Origin of the sequence: Meiothermus sp. (assembly GCF_026004075.1) — a bacterium.
GTDB lineage: Bacteria > Deinococcota > Deinococci > Deinococcales > Thermaceae > Meiothermus.
On the sequence record NZ_BPIK01000001.1, the window covers coordinates 526,203 to 541,853 of the forward strand.

Below are 15,651 nucleotides of genomic sequence, written 5' to 3' on the forward strand. Positions count from 1 at the left end.
GCACCTGCATGGGCCAAGCATAACAGAAGCCCAGATGAGCCGGGCTAAAGGCCTACTTGGCCTCGAGCCAGTTCTCCCCGATGCCAATGCCGACCTCGAGGGGCACCTCTAAAGCCCAGGCCTGCTGCATGACCTCGCGCACCACCCCGGCCACCGCCTCGGCCCTATCGGCAGGGGCCTCGACCAGAAGCTCATCGTGCACCTGCAGCACCAGGTGGGCTTTCAGGGGCTCGAGCTCGGGCTGGAGCTTGACCATGGCCAGCTTGATCAGGTCGGCAGCGGTGCCCTGCACCGGCATATTGAAGGCCATGCGCTCGGCGGCTTCGCGCACGCTGCGAATGCGCGAGTCTAGGTCGGTCACGAAGCGGCGGCGGCCAAACATGGTTTCTACGTAGCCGTTCTGCCGGGCAGCGGCCAGCACCCGCTCAATCCAGGCCCGCACCTTGGGGTAGGAGGCAAAGTAGCGCTCGATAAAGTTCTCGGCCTCGGCGTAGGGGATGGAGAGCTCATTGGATAAGCGGTGGGCCGACATGCCGTAGAGCACACCAAAGTTAATAGTCTTCGCGGCCCGGCGCTGTTCGGCCCCCACCTTGTCCGGCTCCAACCCGAACATCCAGGCCGCGGTCTGGGTGTGAATGTCCCGGCCTTCGCGGAAAACCTGGATTAGGTTTTCGTCGCCCGAGAGGTGGGCCAGCACCCGCAACTCGATCTGGGAGTAGTCGGCCACCACCAGCTTCATCCCCGGTGCGGCCCGGAAGGCCTTGCGGATGCGGCTGCCAATTTCGGTACGAACGGGGATGTTTTGCAGGTTGGGGTCTACCGAGGAAAGCCGTCCGGTGGCGGTGCCGGTCTGGTTGAAGCGGGTGTGCAGGCGGCCCGTCTTGGGGTGGATCAGCTTAGGGAGCGGGTCGAGGTAGGTGCTTTTGAGCTTGGTCAGCTCGCGGTAGGTCAGGATACGGTCAATGATGGGGTGCTGGCCTAAAAGCTCCTCGAGCGCGCTGGCGGCGGTGGAGCGTTTGCCGGTCTGGGTCTTGCGGCCTGAGGCGCTCAGTTTGAGCTCGTCGTAGAGCACCACCTCGAGCTGATCCCGCGAGTTCACATTAAAAGGACGCCCGGCCAGCCGGTGAATCTCGGCCTCGAGGTAGGAAATTTCCTTGGCAAGTTCTTCCGAAAGTTGCAACAGGTATTCGGCATTGAGGGAGATGCCCCGGGCCTCGATTCGGGCCAAAACCGCTGAGAGCGGTTTTTCGATCTGCTGATACAGCCACTCGATTTTGGGGTTCTCACCGATGCGGCTTTGCAGGGTCTGCCACAGGATGTGGGCAGCCTGGGCCCGCTCGGCAGGGTCGGGGCTCCAGTCCCCCGCCCCGTAGCGCCGCACGGTGCTGGCGGGGTCGGAGTTGGAGGGGTCGTAGAGGTAGGCCAGCAGCATGGGGTCGTCGCCGGGGGGCACCCAGACGCCTTCTTTGAGGGCCAGCACCGACAGGTCTTTGGCTACCATGCTTCGAATCTCGGGGAACTTTTTGAGCTCCTGTAGGCTGGGCTGGCCCCGGTACACCCGGCCCTCGGCAAAGGCGGCCAGGCCCACCCAGTTGGCCCACATGGGCTGGGCGCGGTCGAGGGTGTAGCCCAGAAAGGCCTCGGGCGGCGGCGGCCAGGGGGCTTCCTCGGCGGCGGGAGGGGCGGCCAGCAGGTTTAGCTCGCGTAGAATGGAGCCGAACTCGAGTTTTTCCAGGGCTTCGCGCAGGGCCATGCGGTCGGGTTCGCGGCGGTGGCAGTCGCGGAAGTCGATCTCGATGGGAAGGTCGGTGTGGATCTGTGAAAGCGCGTGGGAGAGTTGGATGTTGTCCCGGCTTTCCTCGAGGCTGGCACGAATTTTGGGGGACAGGGCTTCTAAGTTTGCGTACAGACCTTCCAGCGATCCCCACTCCTGCAAGAGCTTGGCCGCGGTCTTTTCTCCGATGCCCTTGGCTCCCGGCAGGTTATCGGAAGAATCGCCCACCAGCGAGCGGTAATCCACCCACTGCGCCACCGATACACCGTACTTCTCCTGCACGGCCTGGGGGTGCATTAGCCGTCCGTCGGGCAGCATCACCTGCACGGCCTCGGAGAGCAGCTGAAAGCTGTCGCGATCGCCGGTCAGGATGCGCACTGGATAGCCCTCCTGTTCTGCTTTTTTGGCCAGGGTTCCAATCACGTCGTCGGCCTCGTAGCCCGGCACCTCGAGCCGCCGGAGCCCCATCAGGTCAACAAGCTCCTTGATTTTTTCCAACTGCGGGTGGAAGTCATCGGGGGTGGGGGCCCGCCCGGCCTTGTAGGCCTCGAAGGCGTCGTGCCGGAAGGTTTTAGTTGGGGGGTCGAAGACCACAATCACGCAGTCGCCGTCTTCCTTGAGGAGTTTGAGCAAGGTGCGCAGAAAGCCAAAAATGGCCTGGGTGGGTTCGCCCCTCGAGGTCGCCAGCTTTTCGAAGGCAAAGTAGCTGCGGTAAGCCAGATGATGCCCATCCACCAGCCAGATGCGATCGGGCCTGAGCAGCTCGACGGACGGGCTTTCGCTGCTGAATAGACTGGGTTGCTCCACCCGAACATTCTACCCTCATTCGGTTACTAACAGAAAGCGCGCCGAGCGCACCGGGGCCAGGAGGCTGGTAGGATGATGGGGCTCGTTCTGGCCTCCGGGTCAGCAGAAGAAAGGAAAGCTATGCAGAACGAAGTTGAGAAGCTCGAGTGGTTCGAAATCCAGCTCCGCATCAAAACCATCGAGGTGATGCTGGGCCCCAAATACCGCGAGGCCATGGCCGTTACGCTGGGCACCCTGTACGACGAGCAGAAGATCGTGGCGATGGCCAAGCGCCTGGGGGTTTCCCCCGAGGGCCTCCTGGAACGCCTGGAGAAAATGCGCCTCGAGCTCGGTATCGAGCAGGAGATCACCAAAGGCGTGCTCAAGCTGAAAAAGTAAAATTACGGCGTCAGGCGGTGGCGGTCGCGCGGGAAGGCCCGGGCATAGCGCACGTTGGGCAGCCCCACCAGCTTCTGGGTGAGGCGCTCGGCCCCGATGGCAAAGCCGCCGTGGGGAGGCATCCCGTACTTGAAGACCTCGAGGTAGCCCGCAAAATGGGCGGGGTCGTTGCCCTTCTTTTTAAGCTGCTCTACCAACACCTCGTACTGGTGAATGCGCTGCCCCCCCGAGGTAATCTCGAGGCCCCTGAACAAGAGGTCGAAGCCTCGGGTAGAGCCGTCGCCTTCGGGGTAGGCATAAAAGGGCCGGGCGGACTCTGGGTACTTGGAGATGAACAGGAAGTCCACGCCCCACTTCTCCTTGGCCCAGGCCCCCAGGGCCCGCTCGGCTTCCTCGTTGAAGTCGGCCCCTACCGGCATCCCCAGCTCTTCGCGCAGGATGCGGCGGGCCTCGGGGTTCTCGAGGCGGGGCATCTCGGATAGGTTGGGCCACTCCACCCCCAGTAGCTCGCACTCGGGTGCAGCGGTGTGGCGGGCCTCGTCCAGCATGGCCCGGATGAGCTCCTCCTCGAGATCCATCACGTCGTGCTCCGACTCGATGAACCCCATCTCCACGTCCAGCGACAAATACTCGTTGAGGTGGCGGCTGGTGGCGTGCTGCTCAGCCCGAAACACCGGCGCAACCTCGTAGACCCGCTCGAAAACCCCCACCATAATCTGTTTATAAAGCTGGGGCGACTGGGCCAGGTAAGCCCGGTGCTCAAAGTAGTCAATGCCAAATAGGTTGCTGCCCCCCTCGGCCCCTGCCGAGACAATCTTGGGGGTAAAAATCTCGGTGAAGCCCTGGCTATCCAGATAGTTGCGAAAGCCGCGCACCAAAGCCGCTTGAATTTTCAGAGGCGCGCGGGCTTTCTCTCCGCGCAGGCTCACATAGCGGTACTCCAGCAAGGTCTCGGGGTTGACCCGCCACTCTTCCTTGGGAATCTCGATGGGGCTGGGCTCGCTGGCCTTGGCATAGAACTCGATCTCCTGGGCCACCACCTCGTAGCCGCCCGGTGCTTTGGCATTGGCTACCACCTGGCCCACCACGCGCATCGAGGACTCGGCGATGGGTAGCTCGAAACGCTTATCCACTACTACCTGTACAATGCCGCTGCGGTCACGCAAAAGGGCAAACCGAATCCCGCCCAGGTCACGCTTCCAGTGGAGGAAGCCTTGTAGGGTAACGGTCTGGCCTACGTGCGCTGCAATCTGACTGGCAAGGGTTCTTGACATGCGTACTCCTGTGGGACAGGCGGGCTTGGGTTCAACGAAAAACCCCCGATACAACGAGGTATCGGGGGTCAAAGTCGCACCCCCACTATAAATTGTTGTCCGCCCGTAACATCCTGCTCAGCATCTTACGTGCCAACCCTCACTTGGTCAAGGCGAAGCAGGGTTTCGCTGTGTGATTTTCGTAAAGATTACTTCAGGAGCGACAAAAGTTCCCGGCCATACTTGGCGGCCTTTGCTTTGCTGAAACCCTTCACCTGAGCAAGCTCCTCGAGGGTCTTGGACTGCTCCTCAAGAATCGCCTTTAATTCGGCATTGGTTGCAACCACATAGGGTGGAACGCCCTCTTCCTTGGCCTTGCGACTACGCCATGCGCGCAGGGCCTCGAACCTCGGGTCGCTGGGGGTATGGACAGCCTCTGCTTGTTTGGGTTGCGGGGCCGTCCCCTCGTAAAACACCAGCACGCTCCAAAAGGGTTTGTTACCCGAAACCAGGCTGCTGGATACCTGGATGGGCATTACCTGAGCCAAAAAGCTGTTGAGGCGCTCGAGGTCCTGGGCATTGTCTAGGCGTAGGGTAAAAGTCTGACACTGCATGGCTAGCACCTGTCGCCCATCCCCTTAGTCGCGAAGCCGCTTTTTGCCCAACTTACGACGGGCAGGTTTGGGTCGCCGGAACTTGCCGTCCTCCAGGCCAAAGCCCAGCGTGCCAAACACCTGGCCAGTGGTGGGCTCGATCAGGTTCCGGTGGTCGCGGTAGAGGCGGGGGGTCTTCCAGAGGTAAAACAGGGCTTTCCAGTGGGGCAGCTCGTTGTAGCGCTCGGGCCAAAGCTCTTTGATTTTTTGCGCCACCACATGGGCGTACTTGGGCGAAAGCACCGGAAACACATGGTGCTCGATATGGTAGCCAAAGCCCAGGGTGAGCCACTCGAGCCACCGGGGGTTCCGCACCGTGAGACTGTTGAGCAGGGGGTCGTTGGTTTCGGTGATGGGGTTGAGCAGGTGGTTGGTGGCAATAAAGCTCATAGCAATGAAGTTGGCCATTAGCCAGGGAAGCACAAAGACAAACAAAAAGTTGAGCGGCCCTGCCCAGAAGAGCACCAAGAACCAGACCAGCACCGGTAAAACCGCCTGGAAAATTACAACAGGCCGCTCACCCGGTTTGAACTCGGGCAGGAAACGCCGGAGCATCAAGTGGGCGTGCAAACTGAACCAGAAGGTAAAGGAGAAAAACAGGAAAAAACTCCGCAGCGCCGGCACCTGGCGAAACATCCACTTCACAAAAGGTTTTTGAATCGCCGTTTCCAGGGCCCCCATGGCATCGGGGTCGTCGTGGGGGTGCTGGGTATGGCCATGGTGCTCGACGTTGTGCCATTTGCGCCATAGCCGGGCCCCTACCAGCAGCGGTATAAAGGCAATAGTTCCGGCCACCGAGCGTACGATGGGGTGTTTGGTGACCGCACCGTGCAGGATCTCGTGGGCCAGAAACCCCAGCCCAATAAACGAATACCCAATCCCAAATGAGAGCAGTAGCTTGAGCCAGACATAGGGCGTTGCCACAATGCCCCAGGCACACAGGCCAAACAAGGCCAGAAACACCGGCAAATAGACCAGGCGGGCCGGAACCGGCTCAAAGAAGTAACGGGGTAGCTTTGCTTTAAGGGCTTTTGTGTACTCACGCAGATGCTGTTCTTCAGTCATGGGTGCTCCCGGCAGGTTTGGAGGTTGAATAGTGACAGTATACGACAAACTAAATTCCTTGAAACCTGTACAAAAAAGCTCCCCAGGACTGGGGAGCTTTGAATGGTGAAATGCTTAGGCAAGCTTCACATTCTTGGCTTGGGGGCCCTTGCCATTCTTGCCGGGCTCGATCTCGAACTCTACGCGATCGCCCTCGTTGAGACTCTTGAAGCCCTGGCCCTGGATGGCGGTGAAGTGTACAAACACATCGGGGCCACCTTCTTGGGCGATAAAACCATAACCTTTTTCCGCGTTGAACCACTTGACGGTACCTTTGTTCATCTACTACTCCTAATGTCCTACTGAAACCTGCTGGTTTTAGGGGGACACCGAAGATTAGCATGAGCGAGAGAATAAAGTCAATAGTGTGTAATCGGTCAACCTGAGGGCATCTAGCAAAAACAGCGACGGGAACGCTTTTATCACCAGCACAGGAGATTTGGCGAACCCAAACAAGCTTCAAAGGGGCTAGGAGTCTTTTACTGGTTTTGCTCGAGCGCCTCCACCAACCCCACCGTTCGGTTGTCCTGGTTGTAGGTAATGCGCAACATGGGGCGAACCCCCTGCAATACCTGGGGCAGCCAGTAGGGCACGTCGGCCCACATCTGATCCAGGGGCAGTGCATCAAGGCCAAACCACTGGGGGCGAATCTCGCTGGATTCCTCGGGCTCGCCTTCCCAGAACTCGAGGCGAAAGACGTGCACCAGGCGGTTCCAGTCCGGAGAGGCCGGAAACACAAACTCCAGCCGGGCCGCATACCAGAGGTTGTGGGGTTTGGCCATCAGGCGCGACTCCTCCCAAAGCTCGCGGATGGCCGCCATCACCAGGGTCTCACCCGGCTCGAGCTTGCCGCCAAAACCCACGTACTTGCCCGCCCCAAACCCGGTCTTCTTTAACCCCAGCAAGATGCGGTGCTGGGGCCGATCCAGTGGCAGCACCAGCACATTGGTCAGCATCACTCCCTCGAGGCCTGACGTTTGCGCAGCAGGGCTTGAAAGGTTTTCATGGCCCCCAGCGCATTGGGAAACCCCACAAACAGCGCCGACTGGATGATGGTCTCGCGCACTTCCTGCTCGGTCGCGCCGTTGCGCAGGGCCCCCTCCAGGTGGGTGGCAATCTCCTTGGGCGCGCCCAGGGCAATCAGGCTGGTGATGGCCAGCAGTTCGCGGGTTTTCAAGTCCAGGCCGGGGCGGGCCAGCACCTCTTCGTAGGCGAAATCGCGGATGTAGGCATAGAGGTCGGGGTCTACCTCGCCCAGGTTTTGCTCGATGGCTTCGAAGTTATCCCCCCAGATGGCCTTGCGAACGCTCATGAAGGCCAGTCTGGAGGGTCTGGGGGCTATACGTCAAGGGCCCGGCGCTATAACCTGCCTGTGCGGCCTGTAGCGTACTCGATCACCCTGGCCAGATCGCTCACGGCATTGGGATTCTGCCGGTATGGGTCGAACAGAATAGGCCGAACCCCGGCGGCTGTGGCCCCGGCGATATCGTCCTCCGAGTCGCCCACGTGAATCGCTTGCTGTGGCTCCATGCCCAGATGGCCCAGCACGATCTGGAAAAACCGCGGGTCGGGCTTGGCTACCCCCTCCAGCGCCGAGACCCCCACATAGTCGAAGAAATCGGCCAGGCCCGTGGCCCGCAAAACCCCCGGCAGCGTCCAGTCCCAGTTGGAGACCACCCCCAGCTTGAACCCCAGGCTTTTCAGCTCGCCCAGCACCTCTTTGGCCCCCGGCGTGAGCGGCCAGACGTGGGGGCTCTGCCAGTGTTCTTTCAGGTAGTCGGCCACCTCGTCGGCGTAGGCCCCCAGCCCGATGCCGTTCATGATCTCCCAGTGAAAAGCCCGCCAAAACGAAAGGGCCGTGGCCTCGTCGGTGGCGCGCATGTGATGGTCAGAATAATGGGCGTAGGCATCCTGAATGGCCTGAGGAAGGCGTTTTAGGTCGGCCTGGTGCGCAATGCCTTTGGCTTGCAGGATAGGCCATAGCCAGTACCTAGGGTGTCCCAGAATGAGCGTATCGCCTACATCGAACAACACCGCACGGATCATGGCCCCAATACTAACCCGGCAGGATGAAAACAAACCGAGGCTCGCGGTTGCCCCCACTCCCAGAGCATGATAGGCTCATGGCGTTGTTCACCAGATTGTCCGGCGAGGCAATGAAGAACAACAAGTGATCCCGAGTGAAAAAAACGATATGGTCTTTTAAGGTACGGGGGGAGGGCTATGATTGAGCGTTACCAAACCCCCGAGATGCGGCTCTTATGGAGCGAGGCCCGCAAGTACCAGGTCTGGGCCGAGGTGGAAATTCTGGTGATGGAAGCCTGGGAAAGCCTGGGGCAGGTGCCCATCGGCACAGCCAAACAGCTGCGCGAAGCCCTGCAAAAAAAGCCGCTGGATGTGAGCTTTGCCCGACGCGTCGAGGAAATCGAGGCCGAGACCCGGCACGACATCGTGGCCTTTACTCGAGCGCTCACCGAGTGGGTGGAAGATGTGCAAGGCTCGAGCCCCGAGGTAGCCCGCTGGCTGCACCTGGGCCTGACCAGCACCGATGTGGTGGACACCGCCCAGAACGTGCTGCTGGACGAAGCCCTGGGCCTGATCGAACAGGAGCTGGATAAGGTTCTGGCCGCCCTGAAGCACCTGGCGGTGCGGTACAAGCACCTGCCAGCGGTGGGGCGCACCCACGGGGTGCACGCCGAGCCCACCAGCTTTGGTCTGCGTTTTCTGGCCTTTTATGCGGCTTTGCTGCGCGACAGGGAGCGCCTGGGTAGAGCCCGCGAGGGCATTCGGGTGGCGATGATCTCGGGCTCGGTGGGGAATTATGCCCACGTGGAGCCCGCCGTCGAAGCCTGGGTGGCCCAGAAGCTGGGCTTCCAGATTGAGCCGGCCTCGAGCCAGGTAGTACCGCGCGACCGCCACGCCGAGCTGATGGGCGCGCTGGCCATCCTGGGGGCCGACCTCGAGCGCATCGCGGTGGAGCTGCGCCACCTGCAGCGCACCGAGGTGCTGGAAACCCAGGAGCCCTTTAGCTACAAGCAGACCGGCTCCTCCTCCATGCCGCACAAGAAAAATCCGGTGGCCCTGGAAAACATCTCGGGGCTGGCCCGGCTGTTGCGCAGCAACCTGCAGGCCGAACTCGAGAACATTCCGCTCTGGCACGAGCGCGACATCTCGCACAGCTCGGTGGAGCGGGTGATCCTGCCCGACACCACCACCCTGGCCCACTACATGCTGCGCCGATTGGGGCGGGTGCTGGAGGGGCTGGTGGTGTTTGAGGAAAACATCCAGCGCAACCTCGAGCGCACCCGCGGCCTGGTCTACTCCCAGCGGGTGCTGGGCCTGCTGATTGAGGCAGGCCTGGATCGCACCGCGGCCTACGAGATCGTCCAGCGCAACGCCCTTAGGAGCTGGGCCGAGGGGCAGGACTTCCGGGCGCTGCTCGAGGCCGACCCGGCCTGCCCCCTCAAGGGCGAGGCGCTGGCCCAGGCCTTCGACCCCGGCTACTTCTTGCGCCACGTGGATGCCATCTATGCCCGCTTTGGGCTGTAGTAGGGGTAGTATGGAAGAGGTTCGGATGGAGAAACTCTACGAGGGTAAAGCCAAAATTATCTATCCCAGTTCCGCGGCGGGGATGGTGCGGGTCTATTTCAAGGACGACGCCACCGCCTTCAACGGGCAGAAGCGGGCCCAGATTGCCGGTAAGGGGGCTGTGAACAACCAGATTTCTTCGGCTCTGTTTCGCTACCTGGAAGACCACGGCATCCCCACGCACTTTGTGCGGCAGCTATCCGAGCGGGAGATGCTGGTGCGGCAGGTGCAGATTGTGCCGCTCGAGGTGATCGTGCGCAACCGCACCGCTGGAACCTTTGCCCGGCGCTATGGAGTAGAGGAAGGCCGGGTGCTCCCCAAGCCCCTGCTGGAGTTCTCCTACAAAAACGATGCCCTGGGCGACCCCCTCATCTACCCGGAAGCGGCCCTGGCCCTGGGGCTTTTGAGCGAGGCCGAGCTGGAGCACATCCGCACACTGGCCCTGCAGATCAACACCCTGCTAAAAGACTATTTCGCCCAGCGCAACCTCGAGCTCGTAGACTTCAAGCTGGAGTTTGGCCGCCTGGCGGATGGCCGGTTGGTGCTGGCCGACGAAATTTCGCCCGACACCATGCGCCTGTGGGAGATGGAAACCGGCGAAAAAATGGACAAAGACCGCTTCCGCCGCGACCTGGGCGGGGTGGAGGAAGCCTATCAGGAAGTGCTGCGGCGGGTGCAAGGGCTATGAAATACCACATTACCCTCCTGATCGAGCTTAAGGACGGCATCCTCGACCCCCAGGGGCGGGCCGTGGAAGGGGTTTTGCAGGGCTTGCAGTACCCGGTCGAGAACGTGCGGGTGGGGCGGGTACTGGAGATGGAACTCGAGGCCCCCAGCGAGGCGGAGGCCAGGGCCACCGCTCATAACATCGGCAAGGCGCTATCCAACCCGGTGATGGAAGTGTTTGTGGTGGAGGCGGTGAAGGAGCTAGCATGAAGGTGGCGGTGATTCAGTTTCCTGGCTCCAACTGCGACCAGGACGCCCTTTGGGCCCTGCGGCTGGTGGGGCTTGAAGCCGAGCTGGTCTGGCATACCGAGCGGAGCCTCGAGGGCTTCCAGGCCGCCCTGCTGCCGGGAGGGTTCTCCTACGGCGACTACCTGCGCGCGGGGGCGCTGGCCAAGTTCTCGCCGGTGATGCAGGAGGTGCGGCGGCTGGCCCAGCGCGGCTACCCGGTGGTGGGCATCTGCAACGGCTTTCAGGTGCTCACCGAGGCCGGACTGCTGCCCGGCGCGCTGCTGGCCAATACCAACCTGCACTTCACCTGCAAGGAAGTGTTTTTGCGGGTCGAGCGCACCGACCTGCCCTTTACCCGCGCGTATACCCCAGGGCAGGTGCTGCGGATTCCCATCGCCCACGGCGAGGGCCGCTACTACGCCGACGCAGAAACCTTAGAACGGCTCGAGCAGAACCACCAGGTGGTCTTCCGCTACGCGCCCAATCCCCAGGGCACCCAGCCCTACAATCCCAACGGCTCCCTGAACGACATCGCGGGTATTGTGAACCCAGCGGGCAATGTGCTGGGCCTGATGCCCCACCCCGAACGGGCGGTGGAAAGCGTCCTGGGCTCTGCGGATGGGCTGCCGTTTTTCCAGAGCCTCAAGCAGGCCCTCGAGGTAGTGGTCTAAGCCGGACAACAATTGAACAGGAGGTATGGGCATGGTAAAGGCAATCACCTTCGACTTCTGGGGCACCCTTTTCATCGAAGGCCCGGAGTATGCCGGGCAGGTCAAGAACCTGCGCAACGAGATCCTGCTGGACGCGGCCTCCGAGGCCGGCGTGCCCGCCGAGCCCGCCGCGGTGATGGAGGCCTGGCGGCAGGCCGCGCTGGACTTCGATGCGGCCTGGAACGCCGGTCAGGCCATGACCCCCTTCGAGCGGGTCACCCGCATCTTTGCCTACCTGGGCCTGCCCTACGACGAAGGCCTGGTGGCCCTCACCACCCAGCGCATCGTGGAGGCGGCCCTGCAGGGGAGTCTGGTGCCGCTGCCGGGGGTGCTCGAGGCCCTGCCCAAACTGGCCCAGCGCTACACCCTGGGCATCGTTTCCGATACCAGCGTCTCCACCGGGCGCATCCTGCGCGAGCAGCTCATGCGCCACAAGCTGCACGACCTGTTTAGCGGCTTTTCCTTCTCCGACGAAACCGGGGTGGTCAAGCCGCACCCCGAAGCCTTCCTGGCCGCCCTGGACGAGATGGGGGCCAAGCCCCAGGAAGCCCTGCATATCGGGGATATCCCCCGCACCGACATCGCCGGGGCCTTCCAGACCGGCTACCCCTACGCGGTGCTCTACACCGGCCACACCCACCGCAACGGGCAGCCCGAACCCAGCGCCCGCATCGGTAGCCACCTCGAGCTGTTCCCACTGCTCGAGAACGTCTTTGGGCATCCACCGAGGGCTCTGTGAACCCTCTTCTGCACGAGGGCCAGAAGACTGCGCCTTTAGAGACTATCGGTTTATGACCCAGGAAACCCAACCCTCCCTCCTCCAGGAAACCGGCATTCCGCTGGGTGAGTACCAGGCCATTGTGCGCCTGCTTGGGCGCGAGCCCAACCGGCTCGAGCTCTACTTGTTCAAGGTGATGTGGAGCGAACACTGCTCCTACAAGAACTCCCGCCCGCTGCTGCGGCTGCTGCCCAAGGAGGGCCCCGCCGTGCTGCAGGGCCCCGGCGAGAACGCCGGGGTGGTGGAGATTGGGGAGGGCTGGGCGGTGGCCTTCAAAATCGAGAGCCACAACCACCCTTCGGCGGTGGAACCGGTGCAGGGCGCGGCCACCGGGGTGGGGGGCATCATCCGCGATATCGTGGCCATGGGGGCCCGGCCCATCGCCCTGCTGAACTCGCTGCGCTTTGGCCGGCCCGACGACCCCCGCACGCGCTACCTGGTGCGGGGGGTGGTGGAGGGCATCGCCCACTACGGCAACGCCATCGGCGTGCCCACGGTGGGGGGCGAGGTCTACTTCCACCCGGACTATCAGGAGAACCCCCTAGTAAACGCCATGTGCGTGGGCCTGTTGCGCGTAGAGGAGCTTAAGCGGAGCCGGGCCTCCCTGGGGCGCCCGGTCTACTACGTGGGCTCCAAGACCGGCCGCGACGGCATTGGCGGGGCGGCTTTTGCCTCGGAGGAGCTTTCGGAGGAGAGCGAGTCCAAACGGCCCAGCGTGCAGGTGGGCGACCCCTTCCTGGGCAAGCTGACCATGGAGCTGACCTTGGAAGCCATCCGGCAGGATCTGGTCGAAGGGGTGCAGGACATGGGGGCCGCCGGGCTCACCTCCTCGCTCTCCGAGCTGGCCCACAAGTCGGGGCTGGGCCTCGAGCTCCACCTCGACCGGGTGCCCCAGCGCGAGGCGGGCATGAACCCCATCGAGCTGATGCTCTCGGAGTCGCAGGAGCGCATGGTGCTAGTACCCCGGCCCGGCCAGGAGCAGGCCCTGGAGGCCCTGGCGGCGCGCTACGGCCTGGACGCCGTCCCGGTGGCCCACACCATCGCCGAGCCGGTCTTCCGGGTGGTGCAGGCAGGCCAGGTGGTGGCCGAGGTGCCCACCGCGGCCCTGGCCGACTGCCCCACCTACACCCGCGAAGGGCAGGAAGACCCGGCCATCGCCCGGCTGAGGGCGGCGGACTTGAGTACCCTACCGGTTCCTTCCAACCTGCAAGAAATTCTGCTCCGGCTGCTCTCCTCGCCCAACCTGTGCAGCCGGGCCCCCATCTACGAGCGCTACGACCACCAGGTGGGCACCAACACCGCGCTGGTGCCCGGCTCGGGCGATGCGGCCATCCTGCGCATCAAGGGCACCCAGCGGGGCCTGGCCGTCAAGGTGGATGCCAACCCCCACTACAGCAAACTCTCCCCTCGCCTGGGGGCCATGCACGCCCTGGCCGAGGCCGCCCGCAACGTGAGCGTGGTGGGGGGGCGGCCCCTGGCCTACACCGACGGCCTCAACTGCGGCAACCCCGAGACCCTCGAGGGCTACTTCGAGCTTGCCGAGACCATCCGGGGCCTGGCGGAGGCCTCGAGGGCCCTGGGGCTGCCGGTGGTCTCGGGCAACGTCTCGCTCTACAACGAAGGGCCCAACTACCGCATCCCGCCCACGCCCATGGTGGGGGTGGTGGGGCTGCTGGAGAACCTCGAGCACCGCGCCCAGCAGGGCTTCCAGCGGGCGGGCGATTTTATCGTGCTCATCGGCGCGCTGGAGGGTCAGTTGGGGGCCTCGGAGTACCTCTGGGTGGTGCACGGCCAGGAGGCCGGGAGCCCGCCGCCCCTGGATCTGGCCCAGGAGGCCAGGGCCCAGGCCGCCATCCGCGAGCTGATCGGGCGGGGCTGGGTCAGAACCGCGCACGACGTGGCCGAAGGGGGCCTGGCGGTGGCCCTGGCCGAGATGTGCCTGCCTCTGGGTCTGGGGGCCACCCTCGAGGTGCGCAGCCCGGCCCGGCCCGATGCTGTGCTGTTCGGGGAAGCCCCCAGCCGCATCCTGTTCAGCGTGAACCAGGCCCACTTGCAGGCAGCGGTCAAACTGCTGGAGAACCACGGCCTGCCCTACCACATCCTGGGGCAGGTGGGGGGGCCAACCCTCACCATCCTGACCCCCAAAGCGCGCCTGGAATGGCCCCTGGCGGCCTTGCGGCAGGCCTGGGAAGCGCCCTTGCGGGAGGTGTTGCCATGATGGACAAACCCCGGGAGGAGTGCGGGGTTCTGGGCCTGTGGTCACCCGAACCCCTGCCGGTGGCCGAGCTACTGCAACTGGGGCTCTTCGCCCTGCAGCACCGGGGGCAGGAAGCCGCGGGAATTTGCGTCTCAAACGGAAAAGATCTGGTGATCGAAAAAGACCTAGGCCTGGTTACCCAGGTCTTCGACGAGGCCCGGATGCAGCGCCTGCGCATCCAGGGTGCCAACCTGGGCATCGGGCACACCCGCTACTCCACCACCGGTTCCAACCTGCGCTTCAACGCCCAGCCCCTCAACGTGCGCAGCTCCAAGGGGATTCTGGCCATCGCTCATAACGGCAACTTTGTGAACGCCCTGCATATCCGCCAGCAGCTCCTCGAGCACGGCGCAGTCTTCCAGACCACCAACGACACCGAGGTGATGATCAACCTGATCGCCCGCTACGCCAAGCTCAACCTGGTGGAGGCCACCGCCCGGGCCATGCGGGAGCTTACGGGGGGCTTTAGCGTGGTGCTGATGGACCGGCAGACGGTGCTGGCGCTGCGCGACGGCAACGGGGTACGGCCCCTGGTGATCGGGCGGCTGTCCAACGGTGGCTGGGTGTTTGCCTCGGAGCCCCCAGCCCTGGCCCTGATGGGGGCCAGCTTCGTGCGCGACGTGCGGCCCGGCGAGCTGGTCTGGGTGGAGTCGGGGGAGCTTCGCTCCATGCAGGTGCTCGAGCCCCGCCCCACCCCCTGCGCCTTCGAATGGATTTACTTTGCCCGGGCCGATGCAACCCTGGACGGCATCGCCACCCACCCTGCCCGCATCCGCATGGGCGAGGTGCTGGCCCAGGAAGCCCCCGCCCAGGCCGACCTGGTGGTGCCGGTGCCCGACTCCGGGATTGGGGCGGCCATCGGCTACAGCCGGGCCTCGGGGATTCCTTTCGACTACGGCCTGCACAAAAACCCCTATGCGGGCCGCACCTTTATTCAGCCCACCCAGGAGATGCGCGACCTGAAGGTGCGGCTCAAGCTGGCCGCCACCCCGGTGGTCGCGGGCCGGCGGGTGGTGCTGGTGGACGACTCCATCGTGCGGGGCACCACCTCCGGGCGCATCGTGCAACTGCTGCGCGAGGCTGGGGCCGCCGAGGTGCACGTGCGCATTTCCTCCCCGCCCATCAAGTTCCCTTGCTACTACGGCATCGACACCGCGGCCCGCAAGGAGCTGGTGGCCTCGACGCACACGGTGGAGCAGATCCGCCAGCTCATCGGGGCCGACTCACTGGCTTTTTTGAGCGAGTCCGGGGTGCGGCAGGCCATTGGAGGGCCGGTCTGCCTGGCCTGCTTCAACGGGCAGTACCCGGCCGGCCAGCCCGAGGAAGAGGTGCGTAAAGAGGCGCTCGAGCAGGCCTGAAAAAACCGGGCGGAACCCCCATCCGGTCGCACGAAAC

16 protein-coding genes are annotated in these 15,651 nt (G+C 63.5%); 8 read left to right on the forward strand and 8 right to left on the reverse strand.

Going from position 1 to position 15,651, the window contains the following annotated elements:
* Window positions 1–52: 52 nt before the first annotated feature.
* Window positions 53–2,581 carry a DNA polymerase I gene (polA, locus tag Q0X18_RS02515; protein WP_297558109.1) on the reverse strand — a complete coding sequence of 843 codons (2,529 nt, stop codon included), beginning with the start codon at window positions 2,579–2,581 and terminating at the stop codon, window positions 53–55.
* 120 nt (window positions 2,582–2,701) lie between these two features.
* Between polA and Q0X18_RS02520 the strand changes: the two genes are divergently transcribed.
* Complete coding sequence (locus Q0X18_RS02520; RefSeq protein WP_297558111.1) at window positions 2,702–2,959, forward strand: hypothetical protein; 258 nt, start codon at window positions 2,702–2,704, stop codon at window positions 2,957–2,959.
* Between the two features lie 2 nt (window positions 2,960–2,961).
* On the opposite strand, the gene aspS is transcribed toward Q0X18_RS02520, so the two are convergent.
* The 7 genes from aspS to Q0X18_RS02555 all read right to left on the reverse strand — a co-directional run bounded on the left by aspS (window position 2,962) and on the right by Q0X18_RS02555 (window position 8,015).
* A complete protein-coding gene (aspS, locus tag Q0X18_RS02525; RefSeq protein WP_297558114.1) occupies window positions 2,962–4,233 on the reverse strand; it encodes an aspartate--tRNA(Asn) ligase in 1,272 nt (423 codons plus the stop codon).
* 188 nt (window positions 4,234–4,421) lie between these two features.
* Window positions 4,422–4,826 carry an HRDC domain-containing protein gene (locus tag Q0X18_RS02530; RefSeq protein ID WP_297558117.1) on the reverse strand — a complete coding sequence of 135 codons (405 nt, stop codon included), beginning with the start codon at window positions 4,824–4,826 and terminating at the stop codon, window positions 4,422–4,424.
* Between the two features lie 24 nt (window positions 4,827–4,850).
* A complete protein-coding gene (locus Q0X18_RS02535; RefSeq protein WP_297558120.1) occupies window positions 4,851–5,930 on the reverse strand; it encodes a fatty acid desaturase in 1,080 nt (359 codons plus the stop codon).
* A 114-nt stretch (window positions 5,931–6,044) separates the two neighbouring features.
* Window positions 6,045–6,251 carry a cold-shock protein gene (locus Q0X18_RS02540; protein ID WP_027877707.1) on the reverse strand — a complete coding sequence of 69 codons (207 nt, stop codon included), beginning with the start codon at window positions 6,249–6,251 and terminating at the stop codon, window positions 6,045–6,047.
* Between the two features lie 197 nt (window positions 6,252–6,448).
* Window positions 6,449–6,925: an 8-oxo-dGTP diphosphatase gene (locus tag Q0X18_RS02545; protein ID WP_297558126.1), complete on the reverse strand. Its 477-nt coding sequence runs from the start codon at window positions 6,923–6,925 to the stop codon at window positions 6,449–6,451.
* Window positions 6,925–7,281, reverse strand: a complete 357-nt coding sequence (locus Q0X18_RS02550; RefSeq protein ID WP_297558129.1) for a carboxymuconolactone decarboxylase family protein — start codon at window positions 7,279–7,281, stop codon at window positions 6,925–6,927. The genes Q0X18_RS02545 and Q0X18_RS02550 overlap by 1 nt, the downstream gene beginning before the upstream one ends.
* A 47-nt stretch (window positions 7,282–7,328) precedes the next feature.
* Entirely contained in the window at window positions 7,329–8,015 is a 687-nt protein-coding gene (locus tag Q0X18_RS02555) for an HAD family hydrolase (protein ID WP_297558132.1), read from the reverse strand.
* 177 nt (window positions 8,016–8,192) lie between these two features.
* On the opposite strand from Q0X18_RS02555, the gene purB reads away from it, so the two are divergent.
* From purB to purF, 7 genes are read left to right on the forward strand one after another with little or no spacing between them, the layout of a single operon-like run.
* Complete coding sequence (gene purB, locus Q0X18_RS02560) at window positions 8,193–9,518, forward strand: adenylosuccinate lyase (RefSeq protein WP_297558135.1); 1,326 nt, start codon at window positions 8,193–8,195, stop codon at window positions 9,516–9,518.
* A gap of 25 nt (window positions 9,519–9,543) precedes the next feature.
* A complete protein-coding gene (purC, locus tag Q0X18_RS02565) occupies window positions 9,544–10,245 on the forward strand; it encodes a phosphoribosylaminoimidazolesuccinocarboxamide synthase (protein WP_297562920.1) in 702 nt (233 codons plus the stop codon).
* Complete coding sequence (purS, locus tag Q0X18_RS02570; protein WP_297558138.1) at window positions 10,242–10,493, forward strand: phosphoribosylformylglycinamidine synthase subunit PurS; 252 nt, start codon at window positions 10,242–10,244, stop codon at window positions 10,491–10,493. The genes purC and purS overlap by 4 nt, the downstream gene beginning before the upstream one ends.
* The gene (gene purQ / locus Q0X18_RS02575; RefSeq protein ID WP_297558141.1) at window positions 10,490–11,182 is read left to right on the forward strand and encodes a phosphoribosylformylglycinamidine synthase subunit PurQ; all 693 of its coding nucleotides are present in this window, start codon (window positions 10,490–10,492) and stop codon (window positions 11,180–11,182) included. The genes purS and purQ overlap by 4 nt, the downstream gene beginning before the upstream one ends.
* 31 nt (window positions 11,183–11,213) lie before the next feature.
* Window positions 11,214–11,960: an HAD family hydrolase gene (locus Q0X18_RS02580; protein WP_297558143.1), complete on the forward strand. Its 747-nt coding sequence runs from the start codon at window positions 11,214–11,216 to the stop codon at window positions 11,958–11,960.
* Window positions 11,961–12,012: 52 nt separating this feature from the next.
* Complete coding sequence (purL, locus tag Q0X18_RS02585) at window positions 12,013–14,217, forward strand: phosphoribosylformylglycinamidine synthase subunit PurL (RefSeq protein ID WP_297558147.1); 2,205 nt, start codon at window positions 12,013–12,015, stop codon at window positions 14,215–14,217.
* Window positions 14,217–15,614 (forward strand): amidophosphoribosyltransferase, encoded by a 1,398-nt coding sequence (gene purF, locus Q0X18_RS02590; protein WP_297562923.1) that lies wholly within the window; start codon window positions 14,217–14,219, stop codon window positions 15,612–15,614. Before purL ends, purF begins: the two co-directional genes overlap by 1 nt.
* Window positions 15,615–15,651: the final 37 nt, after the last annotated feature.